The organism is Pseudorhizobium xiangyangii, assembly GCF_020531965.1.
GTDB classification, from domain to species: Bacteria; Pseudomonadota; Alphaproteobacteria; order Rhizobiales; family Rhizobiaceae; genus Neorhizobium; species Neorhizobium xiangyangii.
Genome location: NZ_JAJAWH010000013.1, coordinates 104,971 through 118,851, shown reverse-complemented (window position 1 = coordinate 118,851; position 13,881 = coordinate 104,971). Strand labels below are relative to the sequence as shown.

Here is a 13,881-nt window from a genome sequence, read left to right as displayed (position 1 = left end):
CTATTGCTCCTTCGCGGTGGGCGGTGTGCCATGGGTGTGGAACGTCTCGATCGTCTTCAGGCCCCAGGCTTGCCCTTTTTTGCGGTCTGCCTCTGTCCATACGATCGGCTCCCAGTCGGGCGCCAGAATGAGACGGGCACCCGCATTGGCTAGTTCGACGCGGTTTCCCGCAGGCTCCCAGACATAGAGGAAGAATGTGCCCTGGATTGCATGCTTATGCGGGCCGGTCTCGATGTGAACGCCGTTCTGCAGGAAGATGTCGGCTGCGCGCAGGATATCCTCCCGCTGGTCTGTCGCGTAGGTGACGTGGTGGAGGCGCCCATTGCCGCCGCCGTGTTCTTCCGTGCAGGCCAGGTCATAGGTCTTGTTGTTGACCGTAAACCAGCAGCCGCCGATGCGCCCGTTATCGAGCTGGATCATCTCGGTCACTCGGGAGCCGAGGCAGGTTTCCATGAAGCGGCGGAACTCCGAGACATCACTGGCAAGCAGGTTGAGATGGTCAAGGCGGCGGGGCGCCGCACCTGAAAAGGCGGAGGCCGTGTTCTTCAGCGCCGGGGCGTCTTCGCCCTTTGGACTGTACCGCACCGTCTCATAATAGATTTCAAAGGTGTGGCCGAACGGATCTTCGAAGCGAAAGGCCCGGCCATGGCCAAGGTCCCCATCAATCCAGCCATGGACCTTGTAGCCGGCCTCCTTGATCGCCTCGACGCGCCGCTGGAGTGCTACTGGCGACGCAGCACGGTATGCAACGTGGCCGATGCCAGTATGGGCGTGGCGGGTGAGCTTCAAGGAGTGAAACTCGTAATCGTCCCAAGCCCGCAAATAGGCCGACTGCCCGTCCTCGGCGGACAGTTTCAGGCCGTAGACGCGGGTGAAGAAGTCCAGGCTTTCCTCGTATCTGTCGGTGTAGATCTCTACATGCGCCAGATGGGCTATGTCATGACTGGGTTCCATCCGCGCCTCGCTCACAACTCGTCGACGGTGCGGGGGAAGATCGACTGGAAGCCCTCGGCATACTTGCAGTCACGGCCACCGGACTGTCCACCGGAATTGCGCGTGAAATGGTTGGCACGGTTGATTGCGACGCGGGTGTAATACTCCCAGAGGTGCTCCTGGCCCTCCATGCATTCGATCGCCGCCCGCTTTTTCTCCCAGACCGGCGTGATGTCCAAAAAGGTATCGGGCTTCCAACCCATCTGCTCTGTCTGGTGAGGTTCGAACAGGTAGAGTTGCGGCGCGCCGAGAACCTTTTGCCCGGGATTGTGACCCCAGGCCTGGGCGATCATGCGGCACTCGAGCGCCACTTGCGTCGCATACATGTGGTCGGTGTTGTACGGGTCATATTGCGAGTGGCTCAGCATGAAACGCGGCTGAACCTTGCGAATGACATCCACCAGCTCGTTCTTGTTTTCCCGTGTCAACTCGAGGGGATAGTCGCCGAGGTCCATGGACACCAGGTCATGCACTCCAAGTGCCTTGGCTGCACGTTCTGACTCAGCGCGGCGCGCATCCTTGACGCGATCGAGCGTCATGCCTTCCTGCTTCCAAAGCTTGGCGCTTTCCCCCCGCTCGCCGAAAGAAAGGCATACGACCGTGACCTTGTAGCCAAGTTCCGCATGAAGCGCGATGGCTCCGCCACAGCGCCAGACGAAATCAGCGGCATGAGCGCTGATGATCAGGGCGGTCTTGTTCTCCGTCGACATGAAAATCTCCCTTAAACTGGTTCAACTAGGCATGTCCTTCCTGTGGAGGCGGATCAAATGGAAAGATGTCGCCAGCGCATAAGTTTACGCTATAGGCACTGGAAAGATCGGGAGGGATTTGAGACAGTTCCCGGGACCGGAGGAGGGCACAGCATGTCTGAAGTTGCGATAGATTTTCCGAAGATCACGATTATCGGATTTGGAGAAGCCGGACATGCGATCGCTTCGGGATGGGGACCTCTGCCTCGCGAGCGTGTGCGCACTTATGACCTGAAGTTGACTGATCCTCAGGCGGGCGCCCTTGTTTTGGAGCGTTGCACGGAGGCAGGCGTGACGCCGGTGCCCGATCAGGCGCGGGCGCTCGCCGGATCGGATATTGTCTTCAGCCTCGTGACGGCGGATCAGGCATTGGAGGCTGCACGGGCTGCGGCGCCGCATCTTCCGGCTGGAGCATTCTGGCTGGACTGCAATTCCTGTGCACCCCAGACAAAGCAGCAGGCCGCCGAGCTCGTTGCCGCGGCCGGCGGCCGCTACGTCGATGTAGCGGTGATGGCGCCGGTCTATCCCAAGCAGCATCAGGTACCTCTCCTGCTGGCAGGTCCTCATGCCGCCGAGGCAGCAATCCTGATTGAGCGTATCGGAATGCGCCCGAACGTGACGGGCTCGAAGATTGGCGACGCTTCGAGCGTGAAGATGCTGCGTTCCGTCATCATCAAGGGGCTGGAAGCGCTTACGACTGAGTGCATGCTCGCGGCGCGACGGGCCGGTGTCGAGGACGCGGTCCTTGCATCTCTTCAGGCATCCGATCCGGGTTTCGACTGGCGATCGCGCAGTGCCTATAACCTTGAACGGATGATGGTGCATGGGGCGAGGCGGGCAGCTGAGGTGGAGGAGGTCTGTGCCACCTTGCGGGCCTTCGGTCTTCCCGACTGGATGAGCCAGGGGACCGTCGAATGGCAAAGGTCTGTGTCCCGACTGGGCGTCTCGCCTGGGGATGATGACCTGACGCGGCGATGCGATGCGGTCCTCGACAAGATATGATCTCGCGTAACCTTCGACATCTCAGGGTGTTTACGGCCGTGGCCGAACTGAAGTCCCTGACGCAGGCGTCGGAGAAATGGCATCTCTCGCAGCCTGCCGTAACCCAAGCCATCAACAAGCTGGAACGGGAAACGGGAGGCGCGCTCTTCGAGCGCACACGGGGTGGCTTATTCCTCACCTCTCGCGGTGAGATATTGTTGAGGCGAGTGGAAAGCGCCTTTGGTCTGCTCGACCCCATCATCAAGGACATTTCGCCGAGACTTCGCATATCGCTCACCTATGCGCAGCTGCAGGCACTGATCGCGGTCAGCGAAAGTGAGAACTTCACGCTCGCTGCGCGCCGCATGGGGTTGGCGCAGCCCACCGTGCACCGAGCGGTGACGCAGATTGAGCAGGAAGCCGCACGCAGCCTCTTCGAGAGAACCTCTTTCGGCATCCTTCCAACACGACTTTGCCAGGCGCTGGCGCAGGCGGCGCGCCTGGCGATCTACGAACTCGACCAGGCGGATGCGGAGTTCGCCGAATTTGACGGTGGCGAGGCGGGTTCGGTTGTGATCGGCGCCATGCCACTTTCCCGCTCGGCACTCTTGCCACGAGCACTCGTCCGCTTTCGCCAGGAGTTTCCGACATTCACCGTGCGGATCATCGATGGAAGCTACGATGTTTTACTGGGTGAGTTGCGGCGAGGTACGATTGACTTTCTTGTCGGTGCGCTGCGGCTGCCGGTGCCGATCGGCGATGTGATGCAGGAGCGCCTGTTCGATGACAGGCTCGCTCTCCTGGCACGGCCCGATCACCCCCTTGCGGCAAAAGGTGCGGTCACGATCGACGATCTGCTTGCATACTCATGGGTGGTGCCGGGTCAGGGCACACCGACGCGAACTCAATTTGAAACGATCTTCACCTCGGCGGGAAAGGAACCGCCAAGGCGGCTCATCGAGTGCGGGTCGCTGCTCATGATGCGTGGCGCCTTGAGGGAGAGCGACCACCTCGGCTGCATTTCCCGCTACCAGTCGCAACCGGAATGCGACCATGGGCTTCTGGTCCAGTTGCAGTATGACACCAATCAGCTGCTTCGTCCGATCGGTCTCACGTATCGCAATAACTGGCGGCCGATCCGCCCGCAGAGACGGATGATGGCACTGGTGGCGGAACTCGCGCCGGCGCCCTGACGGGAGTGTTCAGGCTGGTGGGCCTGCCAGATGGGCAAACTCCGCGATCACCTTGTCGTAAACAGCACGCTTGAAAGGAACGATGAGGCCGGGGAGGTCGCCCATAGGTTTCCACTCCCAGGCATCGAACTCCGGATCGTGGCCGCCCGGTGGGGGATTGATCTGGATCTCATCGTCCTGGCCTTCGAAGCGGAAGGCGAACCAGCGCTGCGTCTGGCCGCGGTATTTCCCCTTGAGGCCGATGCCAATGAGATGCGGGGGAAGATCGTAGTTTATCCAGCCTTGCGATTGCGCCAGGAGCGACACCGTTTGCATACCGGTCTCCTCGTAAAGCTCGCGTTTGGCAGCAACAAGGGCATCTTCCCCCTTGTCTATGCCACCTTGAGGCATCTGCCAGAGCTGTGGCGAGCCGTCATATTCCGAGTTGCCCTCGGCGATGCGACGACCGGCCCAGACAAGGCCTTTCCTGTTCAGGACCATCACCCCGACGCACGGGCGATAGGGAAGGTCATCGGCGTGCAGCTGTGATTTGGAGCTCATGTCTTGCATCCAGTTTCAGAAGTTGGCCGGATCTTCGACCAAAGCGGAAATCCCGACGATTTCGATGCCGCGGCCTTGGGCTTCCTGTGCCCACTGAGCAATGGCATCGACGGATTCGTCGAACGCCGAAGCAATGCCGACAGCTGTTCCTTTGCGTAACGCGATCCGCTCGAGTTCGTCCAGTTTCCGAAGGATGCTGTTTTTTTCCAACTGGCCGTCAAGCGTCAAGTCGGCAAAGCCGTGGGGTAGTTCAAGTGCCTTGGCGATCGTGCCGCTAACGGATTGGGCGGATGCCCCATCGTCGAGGAACAATAGGCCCCGGTCTGCCACGTCACGAAGCAGGGGCTCGACGGCATTGGGATCCGACAAAAAACGGCCCCCCATATGGTTCATGATGCCAGTGTACCCCGTGATTTTGGCCATGGCTTCGTGGAGGTTGCCGAGATTATCCGCCACGGAAGCGCTTGTCAGAAGTGTCAGGGGATCGGAATCTGCCGCCAAATATCCAAACGGTTCCATCGGGACCTGGATCAGGACCTCGTGGCCTTCTCGTCGTGAGGCCTGCATCCATCGCTGAAGGCTGTTTCCACTGGCAGCGAATGCGAGCGTGACCTCACCGGGAAGTTCCTGGATCGCTCTTTGCGTGCCGGTCTGGCTGAGACCCAGCCCGCTCACCACAATTGCGATACGCGTGCCCCTGGCGCCCGACCAGGGCCGCGCATACTGGTCCATCGGTCGCAGCCCGTCGCCACCGATAATTGGCAGTCGTCCGGAAGGGGTGTCTTCAAGAAGGTCTTCGTTCGGCGTGCCGGCGAGCCGTGGGTCCTGACCGATGCGTGGCGCGTCGACAATGACCGGTCCGCTTCCGTCGCGAGGTCGCGGGGAGTATTTCGTCACCACGGTACCATCGTCCGTCAGTGTTCGCTCAACCTGCGCGCCGGAAGACGGATCGGTTCTTTGCAGTCCCTGCGTCGGTGGTGAAGCTTCCCGTGAGGACAGCTGCGGGGGTGAAGCAATATCGGTTTGCCCGGAGGGTGTAACCTCGGTTGACCGCCGAAGTTCGGGAGATCCGAGCATCGTATAAAACGACAGGCTGGCTATACCCGCGACCGCCAGCAGGCCGACAAGCGTTTTTGGAGAAATGCGGACACCTCGCCGCCTTCCGGTCGGTTTGTTTTGTCCGAGCGGGGCATGAAGATCAGGTTCCAAGAGGGCTAGTCCGCAGGTGGTATGCCGGAAGGAAAGGGAGCCGGAAATCTATTCCGGCTCCCTTAGATGTTACTGCTTGGCTGCGGCAGCCTTGTCCGGGCTTGGCGGGAAGCTCGGATCAGTCTTGTTGCCACGCAGCAGATCGAGTGCGTAGTTCAGCTGGATGTCATCCTTGGCTTCCGGCGGAATGTAAGCGACGGAGCCGGAACCCTCTTCGGTTTCGCTCTGCCCCTGGATATGTCCGCGCAGGCTGGATTCGCCCTCGGCACGCACCTTGCCCTGCAGCTCTTCAGGCAGCGGCTGTTCGACCTTGATGTCCGGGTTGATGCCGGTTCCCTGGATCGATTTGCCGGACGGGGTGTAGTAGAGCGCTGTCGTCAGGCGGAGTGCGCCGCTTTCGCCAAGTGGGATGATCGTTTGAACGGAACCCTTGCCGAAGGAGCGTGTGCCAAGCACGGTTGCTCGCTTCAGGTCCTGCAATGCGCCGGCCACGATTTCCGATGCCGATGCCGACCCGCCGTTGATCATCACGATGACGGGCTTGCCGTCCGTCAGGTCGCCCTCGCCAGCGTTGAAGCGCCGGGTTTCATCCGCATTACGGCCGCGGGTCGAGACGACTTCGCCGCGTTCAAGGAAGGCGTCGGATACGTTGATTGCCTGGTCGAGGAGACCACCTGGGTTGAGACGCAGATCGAGAACATAGCCCTTCAGCTTGTCAGCAGGCACTTCGGCCTTGATCTGCTGGATTGCCTTCTCCAGGTCGTCATAGGTCTTTTCGGTGAAGGAGATCACGCGAACGTAACCGACGTCTCCTTCAACCCGCGACTTCACCGCCCGTACAGCAATGATGTCACGAGTGACGCTGATATCGAGCGGCTTGTCGGCACCCTCGCGAAGGATCGTCAGTTTGATCGCCGTGTTGACCGGGCCGCGCATCTTCTCGACCGCTTCTTCAAGCTTGAGGCCACGGACGGCTTGTCCGTCGATTTCCGCGATAAGGTCGCCAGCCAGGATGCCCGCACGTGACGCAGGCGTGTCGTCGATCGGTGCGATGACCTTCACGAGCTCGTTTTCCATGGTGACTTCGATGCCGAGGCCACCAAATTCGCCGCGCGTCTGCGTGCGCATGTCTTCGGCGTCGGTGGCGTTCAAGAAGCTGGAGTGGGGGTCAAGCGACGTCAACATGCCGTTGATGGCATTCTCGACCAGTTTGCTCTCATCCGGCGGGGTCACGTATTGCGCGCGAACGCGCTCGAACACATCACCGAAGATTGACAGTTCCTTGTAGGTGGAAGGGCCTGCAGCCTGCGCAGGCACTCCAGCTGAATAGATGGCGCTCATTGCCGTCGCACCCATCAGCGCACCGACGATCACAAGAGAAGCCTTACGAATCATTTCGTGCCCTTCCGATTTGCTTTGCGGTCCACCAAGGTCTCGAATCGACCGGTGTCCCATCTTTCCTGAATTCTATGTAAAGTGTCGGACGATCTGTTTCCAGCGTCAAGGCTGTAGCACTCGCCACTCTTTTTTCACCCATTACGGCGATAGGTTCACCCGAAAGGACGAACTTTCCTTGCCGCGTTCTGACTTCGTCCATGCCGGCGAGCACCAAATGATAGCCGTCTCCTGCGTTCAGGATGATCATCTGCCCATAGCTACGGAAGGCTCCGGCGAAAACGACCAGACCATCTGCTGGCGCCGTCACCACCGCATCCGAACCTGAAGCGACCGTCATGCCCACGGCAGAATGTCCTGTCCCGTCCGCATCCCCGTACCAACGCAAAACCTCGCCGGTGACGGGAAGCTCAAGCTTCTGCCTGAGGCTGGAAAACGCATATGCTGGGGCAATGCGGTTTTTGTCAGGCAGTGTATTCTGCGCCCTTTCCTTCGCGCGCTCCCGCTCGTCCTGCGAGAGTTGGCGCTGGCGTTCTTCCTCGAGACGCGCTTGTTCCATCGCGTCGCGTACGGAGGCGATCTCGCCCTCCAGCGACTGTATCAGGCCTTCAAGCGAGGTGGCCTCTCCCGCCAACTCTTCGGAGCGGCGGCGTTCGACTTCCAATTCCGCGGTGCTCTGGCGACTGAGCTTCTCGTTTTCGGCAAGCAGCAAGTCCATGCGCTTTTCTTCTTCGAGGCTTTCCTCGATCGTTGCCGTCACCGAAGTTTTCTCGGTCAGCGCTTCGGCCTGCAGGTTTGCCAATGACTGGAGATCCGCCACCAGTTTGTCGGCCTGCGCCCGCATCCCCGGAACCACCGCACCCAGCAGGATGGCACTCCTGACAGAGGCGAGTGCGTCTTCGGGTGTCACGAGCAGGGCCGGGGGAGGGTTGCGTCCCATCCTCTGCAGCGCGGCAAGGACTTCTGCGAGTACATCATGCCGGTCGCGCAACGAGGTCCTGATTTCGGCCTCGCTCAGGCGCAGTCTGGCCAGCCTCTCTTCGCTGCTTTGGATTTTCCCTTCGAGATCCTTGCGGCGAGCAGCGGACTCGATCAATGCCTGGCGCAGATTGGCGGTCGTCTTATCCAGTTCTGCAATATTCTGTTCAATGGCTTCGGTCTTTTCGACTGAAAGGCCAATGTTTTGGCTCAGCCCGTCCAGTTCCTGTCGCGCTTCGTTGCGCTTTCGCTCAAGGTCGAGGGCAGGATCTGATGTCGCCGGTTGCTCGATCACCTGCGCCCATGCGGCCATATCGTCGCGTATCGGCAGCAGCAGAAAGATAACCACCGCTGGGACCAGCCAGAGGGGTAGTTTTCCACCAAATATGATCTCTGACGGTTGGCTCATGCGATGTCCGTTGCCGCGATTGCGAAAGGGTAAGCCGATTTGCTGCCCGTGACTAGAAACAACCACGTGTTCCGGCGTGAGGATCTCAGACGCGATGGTATGGATGGCCCGATAAAATCGTGACTGCCCTGTAGAGTTGCTCGGCAATCAGGATGCGGACGACCTGATGAGGCCAGGTCATGGCGCCGAGGTTAAGGACAGCGTCGGCGCGGCCGCGAAGGTCGGGGTCAAGTCCGTCGGCTCCGCCAATCGCGATCATCAGGTCGCGTTTGCCGCTGTCACGGAATCGTCCCATCGTGTTCGCGAAATTTTCGCTATCCAGCGACTTGCCGCGCTCGTCGAGGAGGATGAGGATGGAGCCTTCCGGCAGCGCCTTGTCGAGGGCGGCTGCTTCTTCCCGCTTGCGCGTGTCCGGGTTCGAAGCACGACTTTCAGGCACCTCGACCAATCGCACAAATTCAAGCCCCACTGCAGGTCCGGTCTTGGCGAAGCGATCAAGGTACCGGGACGCAAGATCCTTCTCCGGTCCGGTCTTCAGCCGTCCCACGGCAAAAAGGCTGATGCGCATGTCCCGTCCCGCGATATCAAGGACCGGCATCGGAAGGTGCGGCCTACGCGTCGGCGCAGCCGCTCTTCGAACCGGTTCATGCCGCGCCAGGACGTGCCCGACAGCGGATTAGTGCAGTGTACCTTCCAGGATCTCGGGGGCAGCCCACATCTTTTCGATGTTATAGAACTCCCGAACTTCCGGTCGGAACACATGGATGATGACATCGCCAGTGTCAATCAGCACCCAGTCGCCCGTCTCCAAACCCTCGACACGAGGTGTTCCCAGCCCGTCCTCCTTGACGTCTGAGATCAAATGCTCGGCGATGGCGGTGACGTGCCGGTTGGATCGCCCGGATACTACGATCATGTAGTCTCCAAGCGCGGATTTGCCGGCGATGTCGATGGTGACGATGTCTTCTGCTTTGGAGTCCTCCAGGCTTGCGAGGACCAGTTCAAGAGCGCGGGCGGCGGCATCGGCGCCACTTTCCTGGCTCTGCGGAAGGATGCCGAGCATCTTTCCCTTGGTGTGCACTGTTGTCAGGGTTCGTCCTTTCTTCCAAGTAACAGTTACAGCACTGTCAGCGAATCCCGATTTTACGGGTCGCTAATTTAAGGTGGCATCGAACCGCTAATCTTTCAAGATAGGCGATAGAAAACCTGACCGGTCTTCAGGGCGGTTCACGGATCTGTCCTGGCGCGCAGGCTCGTGGAACTTACGGCAGAGCGCGGACCATGAATGAAGGTCCAGGCCGGTGCCGGCTTGCGCCACAGAACGCCGGCATCGTCTTCGTCGATCCTTGCATAGTCAAACGTCCGGCTCATTTTTGCGGAGAGGAAGGACAAGGTGGCGCCGGGACGATCGATGACGGCAATAGGGAATGTGCTAACGATGGACTGCCACTTTTGCCACTGGTGGAAAGTCCTGAGGCTGTCAGCTCCCATGATCCAGATGAAATGGACGCTCCGATTGCGTGCCCTGACGTGCGCCAGGGTTTCGGCAGTATAGGAGCTGCCGAGGGCTTGCTCAAATGCCGTGACCTTGATGCGCGGGTCATCGATCAGTTTCTCGCTCATGGCGATCCTGTCGCTCAAGGAAGCGAGCTCCCTGCGGCTTTTCAGCGGATTACCAGGGGTCACCATCCACCAGAGCTGATCGAGGTTCAGCCTGCGCAAGGCAATTTCGGCCACAAGGAGATGGCCCTCGTGCGGAGGGTTAAACGAGCCACCAAAGAGGCCGACGACCATGCCGCGCTCGACATGCGGCATGGTGAGGTAGCAACGGCTTGGTGGGGACACCGTCACGTGAGGCTATGGCCTGATCTGGCCGGTGCCACGCACACGGTACTTGAAGGAGGTCAACTGCTCCACGCCGACCGGGCCGCGTGCATGCATCTTGCCGGTTGCGATACCGATTTCACCGCCCATGCCGAATTCCCCGCCATCTGCGAACTGCGTGGAGGCATTGTGGAGCAGGATTGCGGAATCGATCTCGTTGAAGAACCGTTCCGCAACCGCTGGATCTTCGGCGATGACCGCTTCGGTATGGTTGGATGAATAGGTGCCGATGTGGGCGATCGCACCTGAAATGCCATCGACGACGGCAACCGAGATGATCGCATCGAGATATTCCGTCCGCCAGTCGTCCTCGGTTGCTGGCTTGAGACCGGGAAACACCTTGAGAACCGTTGCAGATGCGCGGACTTCACATCCGGCGTCGGTAAGTGCTTCAAGAAGGGGTATCAGGTGGGTTCCGATTGCAGCGCTATCAACGAGCAGTGTCTCGGCGGCACCGCAGATCCCAGTCCGGCGCATCTTCGCGTTGACGACAATCCTCTTGGCCATCTCCAGGTCGGCGGATGCATCGACATAGATGTGGCAAAGCCCCTCGAGATGCGCGAACACGGGCACGCGCGCCTCGTTCTGCACCCGGGCGACCAGGCTTTTGCCGCCGCGCGGCACGATGACGTCAATTGCACCGCTCAAACCGCTCAGCATCGCGCCGACCGCCGCGCGATCGCTTGTTGGAACGATCTGGATGGCATGCTCAGGCAGTCCGGCGGATTTCAGCCCTTCCGCCAGGCACCGATGGATGGCGCGCGAAGAATGCAGAGAGTCGGAGCCTCCCCGAAGAATCACGGCGTTTCCGGCCTTGAGGCAAAGTGCACCCGCATCTGCCGTAACGTTGGGTCGGCTTTCATAGATAACGCCGATGACCCCGAGCGGCGTACGGACGCGCTCGATCTTCAGCCCGTTTGGACGGTCCCAGGTGGCGATCACTTCCCCGACCGGGTCCTTCAGGGCCGCGATCTCCCGCAGCCCCTGTGCCATGGCCTCTATGGACTTCGGTGTCAGAGTGAGGCGATCGATGAAGGATGCTGGCAAGCCCTTGCCCTCGACCTGCTGGAGGTCCTGAGCGTTTGCCTGCAAAAGATCGTTCTTCGACGCCAGCAAGGCATCGGCCATAGCATGGAGGGCATCATTCTTTGCGTCCGGCGCGGTCGTCGCCAGTGCGCGCGCTGCCTGCCTGGCCTGAAGCCCGATAGCGTTCATCACGGATGCGACATCATCGGCATTGCTGGCCACGACATCAAGCATGGGCGGCTTCCTCCCTTGAGTCCAAGTCTGCCTTCTTGCGGCCGGTTGCTGCCGCCATGACCATGTCATCGCGGTGGACCATGGCCGCCCGGCCGGGATAGCCGAGAATGGATTCGATTTCTGCAGACTTCCGCCCGGCGATCTGGCGCGCTTCTTCGGCATCGTAGCTGGCAAGGCCACGGGCGATTTCGCGTCCGTCGGCATCAAAGATGGCCAGCGTATCACCGCGATGGAAGTTGCCCGCAACGGAGACTACGCCGGCGGGAAGGAGGCTTTTTCCGCTGCCGAGCGCGGTAACCGCGCCTCGGTCAACGACCAGTTCACCGGCCGGCTGCAAATGCCCGGCGATCCATGTCTTTCGTGCGGTCACGGGCGTTGCGGACGGTGCAAACCAGGAGGAGCGGGTGCCCTGTTCGATAGCGCGAAGCGGATGATCCGGTTTGCCGGAAGCGATGATCATCGCACAGCCTGCGCTTGTGGCTATCTTGCCGGCGTCGATTTTCGTGCGCATGCCACCGCGGGACAGTTCGGAAGCCGCACCGCCTGCCATGGCTTCGATTTCCGGCGTTATGGCCGCTATGCTGTCGAGGAAGCGGGCATCGGGGTCGAGATGAGGCGGGGCCGTGTACAGTCCGTCGATGTCCGACAGAAGCACAAGCAGATCGGCGCCTGTCATGGTGGCCACGCGCGCAGCCAGTCGGTCATTGTCGCCGTAGCGGATTTCCGAGGTCGCGACCGTGTCGTTCTCGTTGATGATCGGGATCGCCCCGATCCTCAGCAACTGATTGATGGTGGCGCGGGCGTTGAGATAGCGGCGGCGTTCTTCGGTGTCGCCGAGCGTCAGCAAGATCTGTCCCGCGACAATGCTATCGCTCGACAGGCTTTCGGACCAGGCTCGGGCGAGTGCGATCTGACCGACGGCTGCAGCCGCCTGGCTTTCCTCCAGTTTCAGCGCGCCGGAGGGAAGCTTCAATACAGTGCGCCCAAGTGCGATGGCGCCCGATGACACGACCAGCACATCGATATCACGAGCCTTGAGGGCCGCGATATCCGCGCAGATCGCATCGAGCCAAGCGGTTTTCAATCCCGTCTGCTGGTCCACCAGCAGGGCAGAACCGATCTTGATGACGATCCGCCGATGACTGGAGAGAGGTTTGCGGGTTGCGCTCATTCCTCAGCGTCCTCTTCGGCGTCGCCAGCCGGCCAACGTGCGCTACGGTCGGGAAGGGCAGTGTCCTGGCCAGCCTGGACAATGACGTCCCTCAGCGCCCGCAACACGTCGGTCATGCCCATTCCGGTTGCTGCCGAAATCAGGTAGGGCTTCTGGCCGCATGCCTTTTCCAGTTCCTTGGCCTTCTTCTTCAGCTCTTTGTCGTCGAGCACATCGATCTGCGATAGCGCTACAATCTCAGGCTTGTCGGTCAGGCCGCCGCCGTAAGCTTCCAACTCGTTCTTGACGGTCGTGTAGGCCTTGCCGGCATGCTCTTCGACCGATGAGACCAGGTGAAGAAGAACGCGCGTTCTTTCGACATGGCCCAGGAACCGATCACCGATGCCGACGCCTTCATGGGCGCCTTCGATCAGGCCGGGAATATCAGCCAAAACGAACTCCCGTCCATCAATGGTGGCAACTCCGAGGTTCGGATGCAGTGTCGTGAACGGGTAATTCGCAATCTTCGGACGCGCACGGGTCACGGTTGCCAGGAAAGTCGACTTACCCGCATTCGGCAGGCCGACGAGACCGGCATCGGCGATCAGCTTGAGCCGCAGCCAGATCGTCTTTTCCTCGCCTTCCAAGCCGGGATTTGCCCAATTGGGCGCCTGATTGGTCGACGACTTGAAGTGGCTGTTGCCGAAGCCGCCATTCCCGCCTTTGGCGAGACGGAAGCGCTGGCCTTCCTTCGTCAGGTCGATGATCAGTGTCTCGTTGTCTTCCTCGAAGATCTGCGTGCCGACCGGCACCTTCAATGTGACGTCGCCGCCGTTGGAGCCGGTACGGTTCCGGCCCATCCCATGAGTGCCGATCGTCGCCTTGAAGTGCTGCTGGAAGCGAAAATCTATGAGCGTATTGAGACCGTTCACGGCCTCTATCCAGACATCGCCGCCGCGCCCGCCGTCACCGCCATCGGGACCGCCGAACTCGATGAATTTTTCCCGCCGGAACGAGACCGCGCCCGCACCGCCGTCGCCGGAGCGAATGTAAACTTTTGCTTCGTCGAGAAACTTCATCTTACTGCCATCTGTCTTGTGTTACCGACAACGTCATTGCCCATAAGACATTGTCCGGGTT

14 protein-coding genes are annotated in these 13,881 nt (G+C 60.4%); 2 read left to right on the top strand and 12 right to left on the bottom strand.

Annotation, left to right across the window (positions count from 1 at the left end; translation table 11 throughout):
- Positions 1-954 carry a VOC family protein gene (locus LH464_RS13765; protein ID WP_226786968.1) on the bottom strand — a complete coding sequence of 318 codons (954 nt, stop codon included), beginning with the start codon at positions 952-954 and terminating at the stop codon, positions 1-3.
- Positions 955-965: 11 nt separating this feature from the next.
- The gene (locus LH464_RS13760) at positions 966-1,703 is read right to left on the bottom strand and encodes a PIG-L deacetylase family protein (RefSeq protein ID WP_226786967.1); all 738 of its coding nucleotides are present in this window, start codon (positions 1,701-1,703) and stop codon (positions 966-968) included.
- 153 nt (positions 1,704-1,856) lie between these two features.
- On the opposite strand from LH464_RS13760, the gene LH464_RS13755 reads away from it, so the two are divergent.
- Both LH464_RS13755 and LH464_RS13750 read left to right on the top strand, forming a co-directional pair.
- Positions 1,857-2,744 (top strand): DUF1932 domain-containing protein, encoded by an 888-nt coding sequence (locus tag LH464_RS13755; protein WP_226786966.1) that lies wholly within the window; start codon positions 1,857-1,859, stop codon positions 2,742-2,744.
- Positions 2,717-3,916, top strand: coding sequence for a LysR family transcriptional regulator (locus tag LH464_RS13750; protein ID WP_315859657.1), 1,200 nt, complete (start codon positions 2,717-2,719; stop codon positions 3,914-3,916). The genes LH464_RS13755 and LH464_RS13750 overlap by 28 nt, the downstream gene beginning before the upstream one ends.
- Before the next feature lie 9 nt (positions 3,917-3,925).
- On the opposite strand, the gene LH464_RS13745 is transcribed toward LH464_RS13750, so the two are convergent.
- The 10 genes from LH464_RS13745 to obgE form a co-directional block, all read right to left on the bottom strand.
- Complete coding sequence (locus LH464_RS13745) at positions 3,926-4,456, bottom strand: RNA pyrophosphohydrolase (protein ID WP_226786964.1); 531 nt, start codon at positions 4,454-4,456, stop codon at positions 3,926-3,928.
- 15 nt (positions 4,457-4,471) lie between these two features.
- Positions 4,472-5,665, bottom strand: coding sequence for a divergent polysaccharide deacetylase family protein (locus LH464_RS13740; RefSeq protein ID WP_226786963.1), 1,194 nt, complete (start codon positions 5,663-5,665; stop codon positions 4,472-4,474).
- 69 nt (positions 5,666-5,734) lie between these two features.
- Entirely contained in the window at positions 5,735-7,060 is a 1,326-nt protein-coding gene (locus tag LH464_RS13735) for a S41 family peptidase (protein WP_226786962.1), read from the bottom strand.
- Complete coding sequence (locus tag LH464_RS13730) at positions 7,050-8,447, bottom strand: murein hydrolase activator EnvC family protein (RefSeq protein ID WP_226786961.1); 1,398 nt, start codon at positions 8,445-8,447, stop codon at positions 7,050-7,052. The genes LH464_RS13735 and LH464_RS13730 overlap by 11 nt, the downstream gene beginning before the upstream one ends.
- An 85-nt stretch (positions 8,448-8,532) precedes the next feature.
- Positions 8,533-9,015 carry a 23S rRNA (pseudouridine(1915)-N(3))-methyltransferase RlmH gene (rlmH, locus tag LH464_RS13725; RefSeq protein ID WP_226786960.1) on the bottom strand — a complete coding sequence of 161 codons (483 nt, stop codon included), beginning with the start codon at positions 9,013-9,015 and terminating at the stop codon, positions 8,533-8,535.
- A gap of 108 nt (positions 9,016-9,123) precedes the next feature.
- On the bottom strand, positions 9,124-9,510 hold the full coding sequence (rsfS, locus tag LH464_RS13720) for a ribosome silencing factor (protein WP_226786959.1): 387 nt from the start codon (positions 9,508-9,510) through the stop codon (positions 9,124-9,126).
- 164 nt (positions 9,511-9,674) lie between these two features.
- Positions 9,675-10,262, bottom strand: coding sequence for a nicotinate-nucleotide adenylyltransferase (locus tag LH464_RS13715; protein WP_226787001.1), 588 nt, complete (start codon positions 10,260-10,262; stop codon positions 9,675-9,677).
- A 42-nt stretch (positions 10,263-10,304) separates the two neighbouring features.
- Positions 10,305-11,591, bottom strand: a complete 1,287-nt coding sequence (locus LH464_RS13710) for a glutamate-5-semialdehyde dehydrogenase (RefSeq protein WP_226786958.1) — start codon at positions 11,589-11,591, stop codon at positions 10,305-10,307.
- Complete coding sequence (gene proB, locus LH464_RS13705; protein WP_226786957.1) at positions 11,584-12,762, bottom strand: glutamate 5-kinase; 1,179 nt, start codon at positions 12,760-12,762, stop codon at positions 11,584-11,586. Before proB ends, LH464_RS13710 begins: the two co-directional genes overlap by 8 nt.
- Positions 12,759-13,820, bottom strand: a complete 1,062-nt coding sequence (obgE, locus tag LH464_RS13700) for a GTPase ObgE (RefSeq protein WP_226786956.1) — start codon at positions 13,818-13,820, stop codon at positions 12,759-12,761. Before obgE ends, proB begins: the two co-directional genes overlap by 4 nt.
- Positions 13,821-13,881 lie beyond the last annotated feature (61 nt).

Excerpts from the sequence above, each read along its gene's own strand:
- LH464_RS13715 (WP_226787001.1), bottom strand. The coding sequence starts at position 10,262 with ATGCCGCATGTCGAGCGCGGCATGGTCGTCGGCCTCTTTGGTGGCTCG.
- proB (WP_226786957.1), bottom strand. The coding sequence starts at position 12,762 with ATGAGCGCAACCCGCAAACCTCTCTCCAGTCATCGGCGGATCGTCATC.
- LH464_RS13760 (WP_226786967.1), bottom strand. The coding sequence starts at position 1,703 with ATGTCGACGGAGAACAAGACCGCCCTGATCATCAGCGCTCATGCCGCT.
- LH464_RS13755 (WP_226786966.1), top strand. The coding sequence starts at position 1,857 with ATGTCTGAAGTTGCGATAGATTTTCCGAAGATCACGATTATCGGATTT.
- rsfS (WP_226786959.1), bottom strand. The coding sequence starts at position 9,510 with ATGCTCGGCATCCTTCCGCAGAGCCAGGAAAGTGGCGCCGATGCCGCC.
- LH464_RS13735 (WP_226786962.1), bottom strand. The coding sequence starts at position 7,060 with ATGATTCGTAAGGCTTCTCTTGTGATCGTCGGTGCGCTGATGGGTGCG.
- LH464_RS13750 (WP_315859657.1), top strand. The coding sequence starts at position 2,717 with ATGCGATGCGGTCCTCGACAAGATATGATCTCGCGTAACCTTCGACAT.
- LH464_RS13710 (WP_226786958.1), bottom strand. The coding sequence starts at position 11,591 with ATGCTTGATGTCGTGGCCAGCAATGCCGATGATGTCGCATCCGTGATG.
- obgE (WP_226786956.1), bottom strand. The coding sequence starts at position 13,820 with ATGAAGTTTCTCGACGAAGCAAAAGTTTACATTCGCTCCGGCGACGGC.
- LH464_RS13745 (WP_226786964.1), bottom strand. The coding sequence starts at position 4,456 with ATGAGCTCCAAATCACAGCTGCACGCCGATGACCTTCCCTATCGCCCG.
- LH464_RS13730 (WP_226786961.1), bottom strand. The coding sequence starts at position 8,447 with ATGAGCCAACCGTCAGAGATCATATTTGGTGGAAAACTACCCCTCTGG.
- rlmH (WP_226786960.1), bottom strand. The coding sequence starts at position 9,015 with ATGCGCATCAGCCTTTTTGCCGTGGGACGGCTGAAGACCGGACCGGAG.
- LH464_RS13765 (WP_226786968.1), bottom strand. The coding sequence starts at position 954 with ATGGAACCCAGTCATGACATAGCCCATCTGGCGCATGTAGAGATCTAC.